We start from the raw sequence: 14,805 nt of genomic DNA, 5'->3' as shown, positions 1-14,805 counted from the left end.
GTGCCTAGAACGCCGGAGGCGAATCGGCTGTCCGGGATGCGTAGCTGATGACGCGTTTGTCGAACAGAAGCACTATGGCCGCAAGCGCCGGCACCACCATGGCGATCCCCGACCAAATGACGCCGCCGGTAAGGGTCGGGACGCCGATAGTAAGGACAAACAGCTGGGCGACCAGCGCCGCTGCCCTCGTCCACCGGCGCCCACGGAAGAGGAAGTGCCCCACCGAATAGAGCCAGGCCGAGAAAGCGAGCAAGAGGACCAGAGTAAATACGGCTCCCCAAAAAGACAGGACCGGTGCACCGGTCAGGAGTTCGTAGCCGTACCAGGCGGCGGCAACCAATAGCGCGGTGGCCTCGGCGGCAACAACAAGAGCTATCGCCACAATGCCGTGCGGGCGCGTGGATGGCGACGGATCTGCAGGGTTCGTGGGGGGTCTTGACACACTGGCACCCTACCGGAGATAGTCGGACAGTGGCGGGGGTCGGCAATGCCCGTGTGATGTATCGCTCAGCTATCCGGGGATTTCAAGCTGTATTACCCCTTGTTTACACAGCGTTAACATGACAGGCTTGACTGAGATGACCAAGGGGGCCCCTCAGGGCCCTTTTCCTTTGTAGCTACTAGTGAATTATTTCACAAGAGCTTTTCCCAGAATTGGAGCAACTGATCAGCATGGATTGGCGTAACCGCGCGGCGTGCCTCGACAAGGACCCGGAACTGTTTTTCCCCGTAGGAAACACAGGGCCTGCCCTCCTCCAGATTGAGGAAGCCAAAAGCGTTTGCCGCCGCTGCCCCGTCGTTGACACGTGCCTCCAGTGGGCTCTCGAGTCCGGCCAGGACGCCGGCGTCTGGGGCGGCATGAGCGAAGACGAACGCCGTGCCCTTAAGCGCCGCGCCGCACGGGCCCGCCGCGCCTCCTAGGCTCGGTCCTTAAGGCCCTAGCACCAACAGCCTCACACAACGATGGCCGCAACCCTTCCGGGTTGCGGCCATCGGCTGTTAAGTCACGTGCAAGGTCTCCGGGCTACCTGGCCGCCAGGCTGAGGCGGATCTGGACAGCCGTTCCGCCGCCGTCGCGCGGGTGCCACGCGATGGTGCCGCCCAGCTCACTGGTGACCAGCGTGCGGACAATCTGCAGCCCCAGCCCCTCGACGTGCGGCGTATCCGGCAGTCCCACACCGTCGTCGGCAATGGTGACGGTCAGCAGTTCCTCGCCGTCTTCCTCCTCGGAACGGTCCGCGATGAGCCACACGGTGCCGGTCCGTCCTTCGAGCCCGTGCTCGACGGCGTTGGTCACCAGTTCGTTAATGACCAGTGCCAGCGGGGTGGCGAAGTCGCTGGGCAGTTCCCCAAACAGTCCGGACCGCTCGGTCTTGACCTGCTGCGATGGCGAGGCGACCTCTGCGGAAAGCCTGAACTGGCGGCCGATCAGCTCGTCGAAGTCAACGCTCTGCGCCAATCCCTGTGAAAGGGTCTCGTGGACCAGCGCGATGGTGGCCACGCGCCGCATCGCCTGCTCCAGGCCCTGCTTGGCCTCGTCGCTGACCATCCGGCGGGACTGCATACGCAGCAGGGCCGCTACGGTCTGCAGGTTGTTTTTCACCCGGTGATGGATCTCGCGGATGGTCGCATCCTTGGTAACGAGTTCCATCTCCCGGCGCCGCAGTTCGGACACGTCCCGACACAGCACCAGCGCACCAAAGCGCTGCTGCTCATCCCGCAGCGGGATGGCCCGCAGCGACAGGCTCACACCACGGGATTCAATCTCACTACGCCACGGCATCCGCCCCGTCACCACCAGCGGCAGCGTCTCGTCCACCAGCCGCCGGTCCTTCAGCAGGCCGGCGGTCACCTCGGCCAGGGAACGGCCTTCCAGCGACTCGCCGTCGCCCAGCCGCCGGAAGGCCGATACCCCGTTGGGGCTTGCGTACTGCACAATTCCTTCGGCATCGAGCCTGATCAGGCCGTCCCCCACACGAGGCGCGCCGCGGCGCGAACCGGTAGGCGAGGCAAAGTCAGGCCACAGCCCCAGCGTTCCCATCCGGAGGAGATCGTAGGCGCACTGCCGGTACGTCAGCTCCAGGCGGGACGGCATCCGGGAACTGGACAGGTCCATGTGGGTGGTCACCACAGCCAGGGTCCGGCCGTTGCGCACCATCGGCACAGCCTCCACCCGCAACGCCATGTCAGTGCTCCAGTTGGTCTCACTGGACCGCTCGATGGCACGGCTGCTCCAGGCCTTGTCCACCAGCGGCTGCAGGTCCTGCCGGATGGGCTCGCCCACAAAGTCGCCGTGGAACACGGTGTGCGTGGTGGACGGCCTGACGTGGGCCAGCGCCACATAGCCGTGATCCGGGTGCGGGAACCATAACGCCAAGTCGGCGAACGCCAGGTCAGCGACCATCTGCCAGTCGCCCACCAGGAGGTGCAGCCATTCGGCATCGCCCGGCCCGAAATCAGCGTGTTCCCTGATGGGGTCCGTAAAGATTGCCACTGCACCTCCAGTTACGACGCCGGGATTCCTAGCGTCGGACGATTGACCTCAAGAGCCTCAATGCTACCGACAGTGAGGCCATGTCGTCGGCCTCGAGCGAGTTGACCTCGTCAAACATGCTCTTTGCCCTGCCCAGCTGCTCGGCATTCTGGCGTTCCCAGTCCTTCAGCCTGTCCTCCGCGGAGTCCCCTGACGCCGTCGACTCGAGTACCGCCGTCGTCATGTCCGACACAGTGGAATAGAGGTCATCCCGGAGTGCGGCCCTGGCCAGTGCCTGCCACCTGTCCTGGCGCGGCAGGCTGCTGATCCGTTCCAGCAGCCTGTCAGCGTGGAAGCGGTTGAACACTGTGTAGTAAACGGCCGCAATCTCCTCCACCGGCTCCTTACGGGCATGCACGATCTTGGCGATGTCCAGCAGGACAAAGCTCTCGAAGAGCTCCGCCCACCGGAAGGCAAGCCCCTCCGGGAGTTCCCACGCGCGCGCGGTCTCCAGCCAGTCCGCAACGCGGTCACGGTCATCGCCACGCAGGTAGTCCAGGAGCCGGGCCCGCATCGGGTCCAGGAGCGGCTTGAATTCGGCCACGGTGTCAGCGATGGGCCGGGACGTGCCGCCCTGCGCCAGCAGCCACCGGACAGCGCGGTCCAGCAGACGACGGATGTCCAGGTGGACGGTGCTCCAGTGCTCTGTGGGGAACGACGCCGGCAGGCTGTTCAGCTCCCCCACCATGGTGTTCAGGTCGAAAATCTCGCGGAGCGCCACAAAGGCCTTCGCCACAGCCACTTCCGTGGCCGACGTTTCCTCCATGGTCCGGAAGGCGAACGTGATGCCGCCCAGGTTGATCATGTCGTTGGCCACCACCGTGGCAATAATCTCGCGCCGCAGCGGATGGGTGTCCAGCTCGGCGTCGAACCGTTCGCGCAGCTGCTGCGGGAAGTACGCCCGCAGCGTCCCCCGGAACCACGGATCGTCGGCGAGGTCGCTGTCACGCAGCGCCGAGGCCAGCTCGATCTTCGCGTAGGCCGCCAGCACCGAGAGCTCCGGTGACGTCAGCCCCTGGCCCTGGCTTAGGCGCTCCCGCAGGGTTTCGGTGCTGGGCAGGGCTTCAAGGTCACGCTTCAGGTCAGCCGACTTTTCCAGCCAGTCCATGAGTCGCTCATAGCTGGGACTCCACTCGGCCACCCGCATCCGGTCGTTCAGGAGCAGGATGTTCTGGTCCACGTTGTCCTCGAGGACCAGCCGCCCTACCTCGTCCGTCATGGAGGCGAGGAAGCCTGCCCGTTCCTCCGGGGTCAGTTTGTCCGCAGCCACCATCCGGTCCACAAAGATCTTGATGTTCACTTCATGGTCGGAGCAGTCGACGCCGGCCGAGTTATCGATCGCGTCGGTGTTCAGGATGACCCCTTGCAGGGCGGCTTCGATGCGGCCGCGCTGCGTCATGCCCAGGTTTCCGCCTTCGCCAACCACCTTGACCCGCAGGTCCTTGCCGTCCACGCGAATGCTGTCGTTGGCCTTGTCACCCACGGAGGCGTTGGACTCGGTGCTGGCCTTGACGTACGTTCCGATCCCGCCGTTATAGAGCAGGTCTGCAGGGGCGAGCAGGATAGCGCGGAGAAGCTCCGGCGGGCTGAGCTCGGTGGTCGCCTCGGGCAGGCCCAGGGCCGCCCGGACCTGCCGCGAGACCGGAATGGACTTGGCCTGGCGGGCGTACACGCCGCCGCCTTCGCTGATGAGGGATTTGTCGTAGTCGTCCCACGAGGACCGCGGCAGTTCGAACAGCCTCCGGCGTTCCACGAACGACGATTCCGTTTCCGGTGCCGGGTCAAGGAAGATGTGCCGGTGGTCGAACGCTGCCAGCAGCCGGATATGCCGGGACAGGAGCATGCCGTTGCCGAATACATCGCCGGACATATCACCCACGCCCACTACGCTGAACGGCTGGGTCTGGGTATCAACGTCGAACTCGCTGAAGTGGCGCTTGACCGACTCCCAGGCGCCACGGGCCGTGATGCCCATGGCCTTGTGGTCGTAACCCACCGAACCTCCGGAGGCGAACGCGTCACCGAGCCAGAACCCGTATTCTGCGGCCAGCCCGTTGGCAATATCCGAGAACGTGGCCGTCCCCTTGTCCGCCGCCACCACAAGGTAGGAATCGTCGTCGTCGTGCCTGACAACGTCCGACGGCGGCACAACAGTTTCGCCCTCGGCTCCGGTGACGAGGTTGTCAGTGAGGTCCAGCAGGCCCCGGATGAACGTCTTGTAGCTTTCAACACCCTCCGCCATCCAGGCGGCACGGTCCGCGGCAGGATCGGGCAGCCGCTTGGCGAAGAAGCCGCCCTTGGCCCCGGTGGGAACGATGACCGCGTTCTTGACGGTCTGCGCCTTCACCAGGCCAAGGATCTCCGTCCGGAAATCCTCGCGCCGGTCAGACCAGCGCAGGCCGCCGCGGGCCACCTTGCCGAAGCGCAGGTGGACGCCCTCAACCCGCGGGGAATAGACCCAGATTTCGAACATCGGCCGCGGGAACGGCAGCCCCTCAATCCGGGCAGGATCGAGCTTGAAGCTCAGGTGCGTTTTGTACTGGTAGTAGTTGGTGCGGAGGGTCGCCTCGATCAGGTTCGCCAAGGTCCGCAGCACACGGTCGGCGTCGAGGGTTGCCACCTCTTCAATGGCAGCTGACAGCTCGCCGCGGGCTTTCTCCTGCGCCGCAAGGCGCTCGGTCCCGCTCAGGGCGGGATCGAACCGGGCCTCGAAAAGAGCTGTCAGGGCCTTGGTGACATCGGGATTGGCGAGCAGCGTGTCCGCCATGAAGCCCACCGAGTTGGTATTTCCCATCTGCCGCATGTACCGGGCATAGGCCCGCAGGACAGTGATCTGCCGCCACTGCATCCCCTCACGCAGCACCAGCCGGTCAAAACTGTCCGACTCAACGGCGCCGGATACGGCGGCACCGAACGAGTCAGCCAGCAGCTGTCCCGTGGCCAGCGGATCAATGCCGGCAGGGTATTTAAGCCCGAGGTCATAGAGGAAGAAGTCCCGCTGGTCAGCCGTCTCGATCTCAAAGGGCCGCTCATCCAGCACCTCGAGTCCCAGATTGTGGAAGAACGGCAGGATCTGGCTCAGGCTCTTGGGCTCCAGCATGTACAGCTTGACGCGGGCGTCCTCCTCCAGGACTTCACCGGCGCCCTTGGGCAAGTACACATGGACGCCCGGCCGTTCCTGCCTGGCACCGGCCGTGCGTTCGGCTTCGGCCCCGTATTTCTCGAACCGGGCGATGTCCTCCAGCGCGTCTTCGACCTCGTAATCCACCCGGTAGCCGGCCGGAAAAGCCTCCGACCAGATCGCGGCAAGCTCCTTCGCCTGCTCATCGGCGCCGCGTTCCCGCAGGACTTCAGCGATGCCCTCACTCCACGAACGGGCTGCCCGGACCAGCCGCGCTTCAAGCTCGTCGGCGTTGAAGTGGCTGACCTCGCTGCCCTTGGGCAGGCGGATCCGGAAGAACAGGCGGGCGAGGGCCGATTCTGTCATCCGCGCCTCGTAGTCGATGGACTCAGCCTTGAACGTGGTCCGTAATTCTTCCTCGATGCGGAGCCGGACATTGGTGGTGTACCGGTCACGCGGAAGGTAGACCACCGCGGACATAAAACGGCCGTAGATGTCCGGCCGGAGGAACAGCCGGGTCCGCCGCCGCTCCTGCAATCTCTGGATGCCGGTTGCGGTGGCCGCCAGGTCCTCGGTCTCGATCTGGAACAGCTCGTCGCGTGGGTACGTCTCCAGGATCCCCAAAAGGTCCTTGCCGGAGTGTGAGTCCGGCGGGTAGCCGGCATTGCCCAGCACGGCGTCCACTTTTTCGCGCACGACGGGGATGTTCCGGACGGATCCGGCGTAGGCACTGGTTGCGAACAGGCCGATAAAGCGGCGCTCGCCGTTGACGTTGCCGGCCGCGTCGAAACTCTTCACGCCAATGTAGTCAAGGTACGCGGGGCGGTGGACGGTGGACCGTGAGTTTGCCTTGGTGATCACGAGCGCCCGCTTTTCGCGGGCCTTTTTTCGGCCGGCGTCGGTGAGATGCTGCATATGCGGCGCGCCCGGCTTCGCCCGGAGCAGTCCGAGACCGCTGTCTTCACGCAGTTCCAGTACATCTTCACCGTCGACGTTGACGAGGTGGTACTCACGGTATCCAAGGAAAGTGAAGTTGCCGTCGTCGAGCCAGCGCAGAAGATCCTGCGCCTGCCGCAGTTCGGCAATCTGGGCCGGGTGGGACACCTGGTCGAGGCTCGCGGCAATCTGTTGGGCCTTGTTGCGCATCTTGGGCCAGTCTTCGACGGCGGCGCGCACGTCTCCCAGGATGCGGTCCAGCCCGTCCAGCAACGACGCCTTTGCCTCGTCGGAGACACGGTTGATTTCCACGGCGATCCACGACTCCATGTGGGAGGCGTTTTCGCCCTGCGCGATGAGGTGCGACAGCACAGGCATCGCGGCCGTATCACCGCTGGAGAGACCGATGTGGGACGGGACGCGGTCAACTTTGACCAGCTGTCCCGTTTCCCGGTTCCGGGTCACCACGAACAGTGGATGAAGCACAAGTCCGATGGCGGCGTTCTGGCGAACAAGCTCGGCGTTGACCGAGTCAACAAGGAAAGGCATATCGTCCGTGACGACGTAGACGACGCTGCTGTCCGCCTCGTTGACGATGGAAACCTTCGCCTGGCCCGGCTGCCGGTTCGCGGCGACACCGCGGTGGGTTTCCGCCCGGCTGGCCAGCACCTCCGGGGAATAAGTCCGGGCATCCTCTTCGGCAAGGTGCTGGTAATAATCCGCCAGGAACCCCTCCCGGTCACCCATAGCCAAGGCTTGATCCTCCACGCTGGATCCAGACGACATCAACAAACGCCTCCATCACAAGTTTGATGCTGCACCGTTGCAGCTCCTACGGTGAGCCTAGCCCTTTCGCCGAAGCCTCGGTGTGGAAGAAAATACAGAGGATCGGGAAGATCGCTGGACAGCTGCACAAACCAAATCGGCGATCGCCCGCCTGAGCTTGGAATCCGGCGCTGTTTCGAGCAGCAAAGAGCCGCCGAGCAGCGCGGCGTCAGCTGCGGGGCTGTCCGCCGGCAGGAAGGCTGCGATCTCCGCCGACGGGCCATACCGCCCCCACGCATCCTTCAGCTGTCGCTCCGGGGATCTCCCCACCGCCGCCGCCCGGACCTTGTTCATCACCACAACAGGCGACACATTCGGCACTGCCAGCTCGAGCTCCGCGAGTCCGCGGACCAGCCGGGGAACCCCCACCGGATCGGCGGCCCCCACGGCATAGACGGTGTCCGCCAGTTCCAGGGTCCGCAGGGTCGCGGCATTCCGGCGCGGAGCCATCGTGTCGAAGCTGAGTTCCTCGTCCGCCTCCAGGCAGAAGCCGGTGTCCACAACCACGACGTCGGCAACCTCCTTGGCGCGTTCCAGCACCAGCGACAGTGCTGCTGCCCGTAGTTCGGTCCACCTGTCCGCCCGGGTGATCCCGGTCAGGACCCGGAAAGTTCCAAGTTTGGTGGTGACCGGTGTGGCCACCTTCAGCAGCGCATCGGCGTCGAGCAGTCCCTGGTCCGCAAGCCGGCAGGCCTGCGCGATCCCCGCAGATTCATCCAGCAGGCCCAGGACTGCGGCGATGCTGGCCCCGTAACTGTCGGCGTCGACGAGGAGCACGGATTTCCCATCCGCAGCCAGTTCCCCCGCGATGTTGGCCGCGACGAAGGTCCGGCCGGGTGAACCGGCGGGACCCCACACGGCAATGATCTTTCCCGCCCCGGAGGCCGGCGGCACGTCCGCCTGGGCTGCGGGACGCTGACGCAACGCAGCGCTGGTGTCCCCCAGCCCGCTCCCGAACGTTGCATCCCTGGCGGTGCCTGTCAGCTGGTCAACGGCCTCGGCAATCCTGCCGGCCAGGGCGGCGGACTCTACGCCGGTCAGTGCGGAGGCCACACCGATCCCGCGCAGCCTGGCAGCCTCGTCGGCGTCATCCGTGAGGGCGATGATCGCCACGCCCACGGCACCGAGCCGATCAACGAGCGAAGCAGTCAGGCCCTCGCAGCCGTCAGCCACAACCGCGGCCCGTGCCAGGCCGCTCTGGCAGGCCGCCAGCAGTTCCGTCAGTTCAGTGCAGCGACGGACCACCGTGACCGGACCGTGGAGCCGCTCCAACCCGCCCACCACGTCCTCGCGGGCCTGGCCCACGGTGACCACGGGGATACTCATGAGGCCCCGCCCGGGTTCCACACCACTGAAATCTTGGCCTGGTTCGCCTGCGCGCCGAGGATGGCCGGCATCTGGCCGTCGGCAACCAGCACCATCAGCACTGTATTGCGGGAGGACCCCAAGGCCGTGGAGCCGGCGGTCACCTGTGCAATTTCCGCGCCGGGCAGCAAGAGCTTCGGCTCACTGAAGCCGTTGCGGGCATCCGGCAAGGCAACCCAGACGTCCACCCGGGTCCCGGCAACCGCCTGCGGCGGCAGTGCTTCCTCAATGGCCACGGCCACGGGCTTGCGGTCCAACGAATCCACGGTGGCCAGACTTTCCTTGGGCACCAATTGGTTCTTGCCGATTCTTTGGACTGCAACCAACCCGTCGGGGAGCCCTGCTTCAACGGTGACGTAATGCTGTTCGGTCTCACCCAGGCGGACCTTGGCCCGGACCACATTGTCCGCGGTCAGCTTCTCACCCACCGCAATGGAGTCCCGGGCGGCGTAAACCTCGGTGGTCTGATCAGCGCTGCCAACCAGCGAGATCACTCCCACCACCGATGCCAGGACCAGCAGCACGCCAACCAGCAGCCGGGGATCCTTCCACGACGGCGGTTTCAGCCTGGCACCTGTAGTAACAGCATCGTGGCTCATGCTCTTCTCCCCCTTAGCTCCGGTCCAGGCGGCTGGCTGCGTCCGGACACCTCATTGTTACGGCATGGGCCCCGGAACAAAAGTCAAAAGACCAAACAACATCAAACTGTGGATAACCGCACCAGATGACGCCTTCAATGGCAAAATGGAGCTATGCCCAGATTCCTGACTCTCGCCGATGTTGCTGAACAGCTGCAAATCAACTCGCCGGCGGCCTATGCCTTGGTCCGCAGCGGAGAACTGAAGGCCATCCAGGTGGGTGGGCGCGGGCAGTGGCGCGTCGAGGAAAAGATGTTGGAGCAATACATCGAAGAGCGTTACGCCGAGGCCAGCCGCATGATCCTGGAAGCCAAAGCCAAGCAAGGCTGATTTTGGCTTTGCGAGTCAGCCCTCGCAACCGTTTGTCCGCTGAGTTTTTGTCCAGATAATCGCCTCAACGGGCGGCAAAGTCCCATTAGGTGGACAAAAACTCCGGCCCGCGGCTACAGTTCCCCTGCACTCCGTGACCGCAGGGCACCCAGCGCCGCAAACGGAATCGTGGCTACCTGCCGAACCTGTGATGCACGCCGGGACTCCCCGGGGCTGACCAGCGCCAGGTCCAAAAAGTCACTGCCCACCCGGTCGATGACTCCCGCCAGCCCTGTATCCCTTTCCGGCGCGTGGCGCAGAGTGACTGCAAGTTCGGCCCGGTCCCGCGCCAGGCCCCGCAGCGCATGCGCCAATCCGATCCGGCGCCGCACCTGCGAAGTCTCGGCCACGGAGCCGCGGCCAAGGCCCGCATAGCGTGCCACCGCGCCGTACGGGACCAGGACCTGGTGACGCAACTCGTTCAGGACCAGCGCATCGGCGCCGGCATGGCTCAGGGTTCCTTCGAAGGCGCGCCCACACGCCAGGTACACGGCCACGTGGCTGTTCAGGGAACCCCGCAAGCGGTCAGCCAGAGCGACGGAGGCCGTTTCCGCTCTTGCCCGCTCAGAGATCTCGGCATCGACGGCCAGCCGCTCGCCCTCGGCGAACTGTGCCTCCATATCACTGAACAGAGCATCCCAACGCATGGGGCCAAGCGTAGGGTGCGGGTTTGTTCGCGGTCAATTCACCAACGACTTCACTCCAGTCTCTGGACAAATCCAGCATAAGTGCGTCAAACTGAACCTAAATTTATCAAATGATATCAAACAGCATCAAACATAAGATAGGAACAGCATGACGGCAGCTACAGCACGTGGGCTCCGCGCAGACGCCGTCATGGCGGCGTCCATCCTCCTGTTGGGATTCTTCCTCTGCGTTGCCGGCGGGGGCATGGTGGGCCGATGGCAACTGTCCACAGCACGCCGGCAAGGCCCGGACCTCGATGACCTACTCGGTGCCGTGGCTGTCGCCGCAGGGCTGGCCATCGTGGCGTGGTGGATCTTCTCGATGGTTTTGGCGTCAGCGGCTGCCGTCCTGGACAGGTGCGGCAGGCGGCGGGCCGCCGACAGGGCCGGCAAGTGCTGCCCGGCATTTATGCGCCGGCTCGCTGTGGCCGCACTGTCGGTGCAACTACTGTCGGCACCGCTGGCTCACGCAGCCGTCCCACCGGCCGGACCCGCCTGGGTACCCACGCAGGAAGTGGCGGTCCAGGACGTACCGGTCCACGGCGCAGCCATCCAGGCCCAGTGGTCTCCCACAAGCGGCCACCGGCAGCTCCCGGAACCGGAGGGCAAACACCCTGCAGACACGGGAGGACAGACCACCGAAACTCCTGCGGCGGCGGTCCGGCCAGACTGGCGTCCCAGCCCGCCGGTCCCGGACCCCGGCCTGCTGGCGGCCCAGCCCGTCCGGGCGGAACAGGGCCCAAGGTCGCCATTGAGTGAGGTCACGGTACTGGCGGGCGACACACTCTGGGACATCGCTTCCCGCCACTTGGGCCCGGCGGCTTCGGATGTGGATGTCGCCTTGCACTGGCCCCGCTGGTACGAGGCCAACAAATCCCGGATCGGCGAAAGCCCGCATGTCCTGCTGCCCGGGCAGATTTTGAATGCACCTTCCACGGCCTAACCGACGTTCCGATATTCATCAGCTCACGATTAAGGGGAATCACATGTACGCAGTTACGCCAATCCGCTCCGCCACGGTCAACCCGGGCGGCGCGGCAGCAGTCCGCCAGGTTCCTCCGCGCACCACTACCGCGCCGGTCGTGCCGCTGCGTGCGGCAGACGAAGCCTCCGAAATCCTGGCGATCACACGCAATACCGTGCAGGCGGCCATGGAAGTCCTCGCCGGCATCCGGCCGATCCACCAGCTCGCCCGCCGTCTGGATCCGCGCTGCCTCGCGGTGCTGCAGCACCGCGCGGCTTTGATCCGTCGCGAACAGTCGCGCTCTGCCTCGCCGTCCCTGGCCCGGCTGCACAAGAACTCCATCGTGCGTTCAGTCCGCGCCTGCGAGGTCGCCCCGGGCATCTATGAGGCAAGCGCCGTGGTGGTTGATGACATCCGGGCACGGGCTGTAGCGGTCCGGCTTGAGCGCAGCAAGCAGGTCTGGCGCGTGACCGAGTTTATGGTCGGCTGAACCGCTTGCCCACGAATGCAGAAGTGCCCGGAGCTGAGGCTCCGGGCACTTCCAGTGTCGAACTATTTCAGCGACGATCTATTGCAGTGCCGACCTATGGCTGATCAGCCACGATCCCTGCTGTCAGCGGCGCTTTTTCCTGGCCGGACGCTTGGTGGCGTCCTGCGCTGCAGCCTTTGCGGGATTTCCGGACCGTGAAGAGACACGACCCTCCACCCGGGTCTGGGATGCGCCGTCTTCGCCGGGAGCCGTGTACTGCAGCTGGGCCGGCTTCTCCGGCGCTTCCAGGCCGGCAGCGTGGATCTGCGGCTCAACGTGCTCGGTGTGGCCACCTGCTGCGTCGGGCACCACCACATCCTGGGCTGGGGTCACCTCAACTTCAAGGTTGAACAGGAAACCGACGCTTTCCTCGCGGATGGCCTCCATCATGCTCTGGAACATAACGAAGCCCTCGCGCTGGTATTCCACCAGCGGGTCACGCTGTGCCATGGCGCGCAGGCCGATGCCTTCCTTGAGGTAGTCCATCTCGTACAGGTGTTCCTGCCACTTGCGCCCGATGACCGAGAGCACCACGCGGCGTTCCAGCTCGCGCATGCTCTCTGCGCCGATGGTCTCTTCCCGGGCCTGGTAGACCACACGGGCGTCGGAGAGCAGCTCCTCCTTGAGGAATTCAACAGTGAGCTTGGACTTGCCGCCGGCTTCCTCGACGATCTCTTCCGCTGTGACGCTGACGGGGTAGAGCGTCTTGAGGTTGGTCCACAGCTGGGTGTAATCCCAGTCGTCGCCATTGCCTTCGGCCGTGGCGGAGTCGATCAGGGCGGTGATGGTGTCCTCCACGAAGAACTGGACCTTCTCGTGGAGGTCGTCACCTTCGAGGATCCGGCGGCGGTCACCGTAGATGGCTTCGCGCTGGCGGTTCAGGACGTCGTCGTACTTGAGGACGTTCTTGCGCTGCTCGGCGTTGCGGCCTTCAACCTGGCCCTGGGCAGACGCGATGGCCCGGGAAACCAGTTTCGATTCCAACGCCACATCATCCGGGACGGAACTGTTCATCAGCCGTTCGGCCGCGCCGGAGTTGAAGAGCCGCATCAGGTCATCGGTCAGGGAGAGGTAGAAGCGTGATTCGCCGGGGTCGCCCTGGCGGCCGGAGCGGCCACGGAGCTGGTTATCGATGCGGCGGGACTCGTGCCGCTCAGTTCCCAGGACATACAGCCCGCCGAGGTTCAGTACTTCCTCGTGTTCGTCCTTTACGGACTGCTTGGCCGCCTCCAGGGCAGCCGGCCACGCGGCCTCGTACTCTTCGGAATTCTCTTCCGGGTCCAGCCCGCGCTTGGCCAGATCGGCCACCGCAGTGAATTCGGCGTTGCCACCCAGCATGATGTCAGTGCCGCGGCCTGCCATGTTGGTGGCCACCGTAACAGCACCCTTGCGTCCGGCCTGCGCAACGATGGCCGCTTCACGGGCGTGGTTCTTGGCGTTCAGGACTTCGTGCCTGATGCCCTCCTTGGCAAGCAGCCCGGAAAGGTATTCGCTCTTTTCGACACTCGTTGTGCCCACAAGGATCGGCTGGCCCTGTTCGTGACGCTCGGCAATGTCCTTCACGACGGCGTCGAACTTCACCTTTTCATTCTTGAACACGAGGTCCGACTGGTCGATCCGCTGCATGTCCCGGTTGGTGGGGATGGCCACCACGCCGAGCTTGTACGTGCCCATGAACTCGGCGGCCTCAGTCTCGGCCGTGCCGGTCATGCCTGCCAGCTTGGAGTACATCCGGAAGTAGTTCTGGAGCGTCACCGTGGCCAGGGTCTGGTTCTCGGCCTTGATCTCCACGGCTTCCTTGGCCTCGATGGCCTGGTGCATGCCCTCGTTATAGCGGCGGCCAGCCAGGATTCGGCCAGTGTGTTCGTCAACGATCAGCACTTCGCCGTCGAGGATGACGTAGTCCTTGTCCCGCTTGAACAGTTCCTTGGCTTTGATGGCGTTGTTCAGGAACCCGATGAGCGGAGTGTTCGCGGATTCGTAGAGGTTCTGGATGCCCAGGTAGTCCTCCACCTTTTCGATGCCGCTCTCCAGGACACCGACCGTGCGCTTCTTCTCGTCCGCCTCGTAGTCCTCGCCGGCCTTCAGTCGCTGCACCACCTTGGCAAATTCGCTATACCACCGGTTGGTGTCGCCCTGGGCAGGGCCGGAAATGATGAGCGGCGTGCGGGCTTCGTCGATGAGGATGGAGTCGACCTCATCAACAATGGCGAAGTTGTGGCCACGCTGGACCAGCTCTGACTGGTCCCACGCCATGTTGTCGCGCAGGTAGTCAAAGCCGAATTCGTTGTTCGTGCCGTAGGTGATGTCCGCGGCGTACTGCTGCCGGCGCACCGCGGGATCCTGGTTGGACAGGATGCAACCGCTGGTCAGGCCAAGGAAACGGTAGACCCGGCCCATAAGGTCTGACTGGTACTCGGCAAGGTAGTCGTTCACCGTGATGACGTGGACGCCGTTGCCGGTGAGGGCATTAAGGAAGGCGGGCGCGGTGGCCACAAGGGTTTTGCCTTCGCCGGTCTTCATTTCGGCGATATTGCCGAGGTGGAGGGCGGCGCCACCCATAAGCTGGACGTCGAAGTGACGCATGCCCAGGGTGCGGGATGAGGCCTCACGCACGGCCGCGAATGCCTCCGGGAGGAGATCGTCCAGGTGCTCGCCGTCCCGGTGGCGGGCGCGGAGGTGGTCAGTTTCCTCGCGGAGCTCAGCATCCGTGAAGGTTTTGAACGAGTCTTCGAGCGCATTGATGGAGTCGGCATAGTTCCGCAGTTGCCGCAGGGTTTTTTTGTCACCCGTGCGGAGAAGTTTTTCGATAAGTGATGCCACGTGAAGATACTCCCAG

The 14,805-nt window shown here is 64.6% G+C and carries 11 protein-coding genes; 4 read left to right on the top strand and 7 right to left on the bottom strand.

All coding sequences use genetic code 11. The annotated features are described in order from the left end of the window. Positions 1-4 precede the first annotated feature (4 nt). Positions 5-442, bottom strand: coding sequence for a hypothetical protein (locus NG698_RS07565; protein WP_252609069.1), 438 nt, complete (start codon positions 440-442; stop codon positions 5-7). Between the two features lie 230 nt (positions 443-672). On the opposite strand from NG698_RS07565, the gene NG698_RS07560 reads away from it, so the two are divergent. Next, positions 673-921 carry a WhiB family transcriptional regulator gene (locus NG698_RS07560; RefSeq protein WP_003804966.1) on the top strand — a complete coding sequence of 83 codons (249 nt, stop codon included), beginning with the start codon at positions 673-675 and terminating at the stop codon, positions 919-921. Positions 922-1,024: 103 nt separating this feature from the next. Here NG698_RS07560 and NG698_RS07555 read toward each other — a convergent pair whose 3' ends face one another. Genes NG698_RS07555 through NG698_RS07540 form a run of 4 tightly spaced genes read right to left on the bottom strand, consistent with a single transcriptional unit; the run spans position 1,025 to position 9,379 of the window. Continuing rightward, on the bottom strand, positions 1,025-2,494 hold the full coding sequence (locus tag NG698_RS07555) for a sensor histidine kinase (RefSeq protein ID WP_056343739.1): 1,470 nt from the start codon (positions 2,492-2,494) through the stop codon (positions 1,025-1,027). A 28-nt stretch (positions 2,495-2,522) separates the two neighbouring features. Then, positions 2,523-7,376: an NAD-glutamate dehydrogenase gene (locus NG698_RS07550; RefSeq protein ID WP_252609067.1), complete on the bottom strand. Its 4,854-nt coding sequence runs from the start codon at positions 7,374-7,376 to the stop codon at positions 2,523-2,525. Between the two features lie 57 nt (positions 7,377-7,433). Then, the gene (locus NG698_RS07545) at positions 7,434-8,741 is read right to left on the bottom strand and encodes a CpaE/TadZ family protein (RefSeq protein WP_252609065.1); all 1,308 of its coding nucleotides are present in this window, start codon (positions 8,739-8,741) and stop codon (positions 7,434-7,436) included. Next, the gene (locus NG698_RS07540; RefSeq protein WP_252609064.1) at positions 8,738-9,379 is read right to left on the bottom strand and encodes an SAF domain-containing protein; all 642 of its coding nucleotides are present in this window, start codon (positions 9,377-9,379) and stop codon (positions 8,738-8,740) included. Before NG698_RS07540 ends, NG698_RS07545 begins: the two co-directional genes overlap by 4 nt. A 153-nt stretch (positions 9,380-9,532) precedes the next feature. Between NG698_RS07540 and NG698_RS07535 the strand changes: the two genes are divergently transcribed. Continuing rightward, the gene (locus tag NG698_RS07535; protein WP_252567261.1) at positions 9,533-9,748 is read left to right on the top strand and encodes a helix-turn-helix domain-containing protein; all 216 of its coding nucleotides are present in this window, start codon (positions 9,533-9,535) and stop codon (positions 9,746-9,748) included. Positions 9,749-9,861: 113 nt separating this feature from the next. On the opposite strand, the gene NG698_RS07530 is transcribed toward NG698_RS07535, so the two are convergent. Continuing rightward, a complete protein-coding gene (locus tag NG698_RS07530) occupies positions 9,862-10,434 on the bottom strand; it encodes a hypothetical protein (protein ID WP_056343753.1) in 573 nt (190 codons plus the stop codon). Positions 10,435-10,582: 148 nt separating this feature from the next. Between NG698_RS07530 and NG698_RS07525 the strand changes: the two genes are divergently transcribed. Continuing rightward, positions 10,583-11,416, top strand: a complete 834-nt coding sequence (locus NG698_RS07525) for a LysM peptidoglycan-binding domain-containing protein (protein WP_252609062.1) — start codon at positions 10,583-10,585, stop codon at positions 11,414-11,416. Between the two features lie 43 nt (positions 11,417-11,459). Continuing rightward, on the top strand, positions 11,460-11,927 hold the full coding sequence (locus tag NG698_RS07520; RefSeq protein ID WP_252598229.1) for an Rv3235 family protein: 468 nt from the start codon (positions 11,460-11,462) through the stop codon (positions 11,925-11,927). Positions 11,928-12,050: 123 nt separating this feature from the next. Here NG698_RS07520 and secA read toward each other — a convergent pair whose 3' ends face one another. Further along, a complete protein-coding gene (gene secA, locus NG698_RS07515; protein WP_252609060.1) occupies positions 12,051-14,789 on the bottom strand; it encodes a preprotein translocase subunit SecA in 2,739 nt (912 codons plus the stop codon). Between the last annotated feature and the right edge of the window lie 16 nt (positions 14,790-14,805).

Origin of the sequence: Pseudarthrobacter raffinosi (genome assembly GCF_023913735.1) — a bacterium.
In the GTDB taxonomy this organism is placed as follows: domain Bacteria; phylum Actinomycetota; class Actinomycetes; order Actinomycetales; family Micrococcaceae; genus Arthrobacter; species Arthrobacter raffinosi.
This window is presented reverse-complemented; position numbering and strand designations above follow the sequence as displayed.

Excerpts from the sequence above, each read along its gene's own strand:
- NG698_RS07560 (WP_003804966.1), top strand. The coding sequence starts at position 673 with ATGGATTGGCGTAACCGCGCGGCGTGCCTCGACAAGGACCCGGAACTG.
- NG698_RS07550 (WP_252609067.1), bottom strand. The coding sequence starts at position 7,376 with ATGTCGTCTGGATCCAGCGTGGAGGATCAAGCCTTGGCTATGGGTGAC.
- NG698_RS07545 (WP_252609065.1), bottom strand. The coding sequence starts at position 8,741 with ATGAGTATCCCCGTGGTCACCGTGGGCCAGGCCCGCGAGGACGTGGTG.
- NG698_RS07540 (WP_252609064.1), bottom strand. The coding sequence starts at position 9,379 with ATGAGCCACGATGCTGTTACTACAGGTGCCAGGCTGAAACCGCCGTCG.
- NG698_RS07535 (WP_252567261.1), top strand. The coding sequence starts at position 9,533 with ATGCCCAGATTCCTGACTCTCGCCGATGTTGCTGAACAGCTGCAAATC.
- NG698_RS07530 (WP_056343753.1), bottom strand. The coding sequence starts at position 10,434 with ATGCGTTGGGATGCTCTGTTCAGTGATATGGAGGCACAGTTCGCCGAG.
- NG698_RS07525 (WP_252609062.1), top strand. The coding sequence starts at position 10,583 with ATGACGGCAGCTACAGCACGTGGGCTCCGCGCAGACGCCGTCATGGCG.
- NG698_RS07520 (WP_252598229.1), top strand. The coding sequence starts at position 11,460 with ATGTACGCAGTTACGCCAATCCGCTCCGCCACGGTCAACCCGGGCGGC.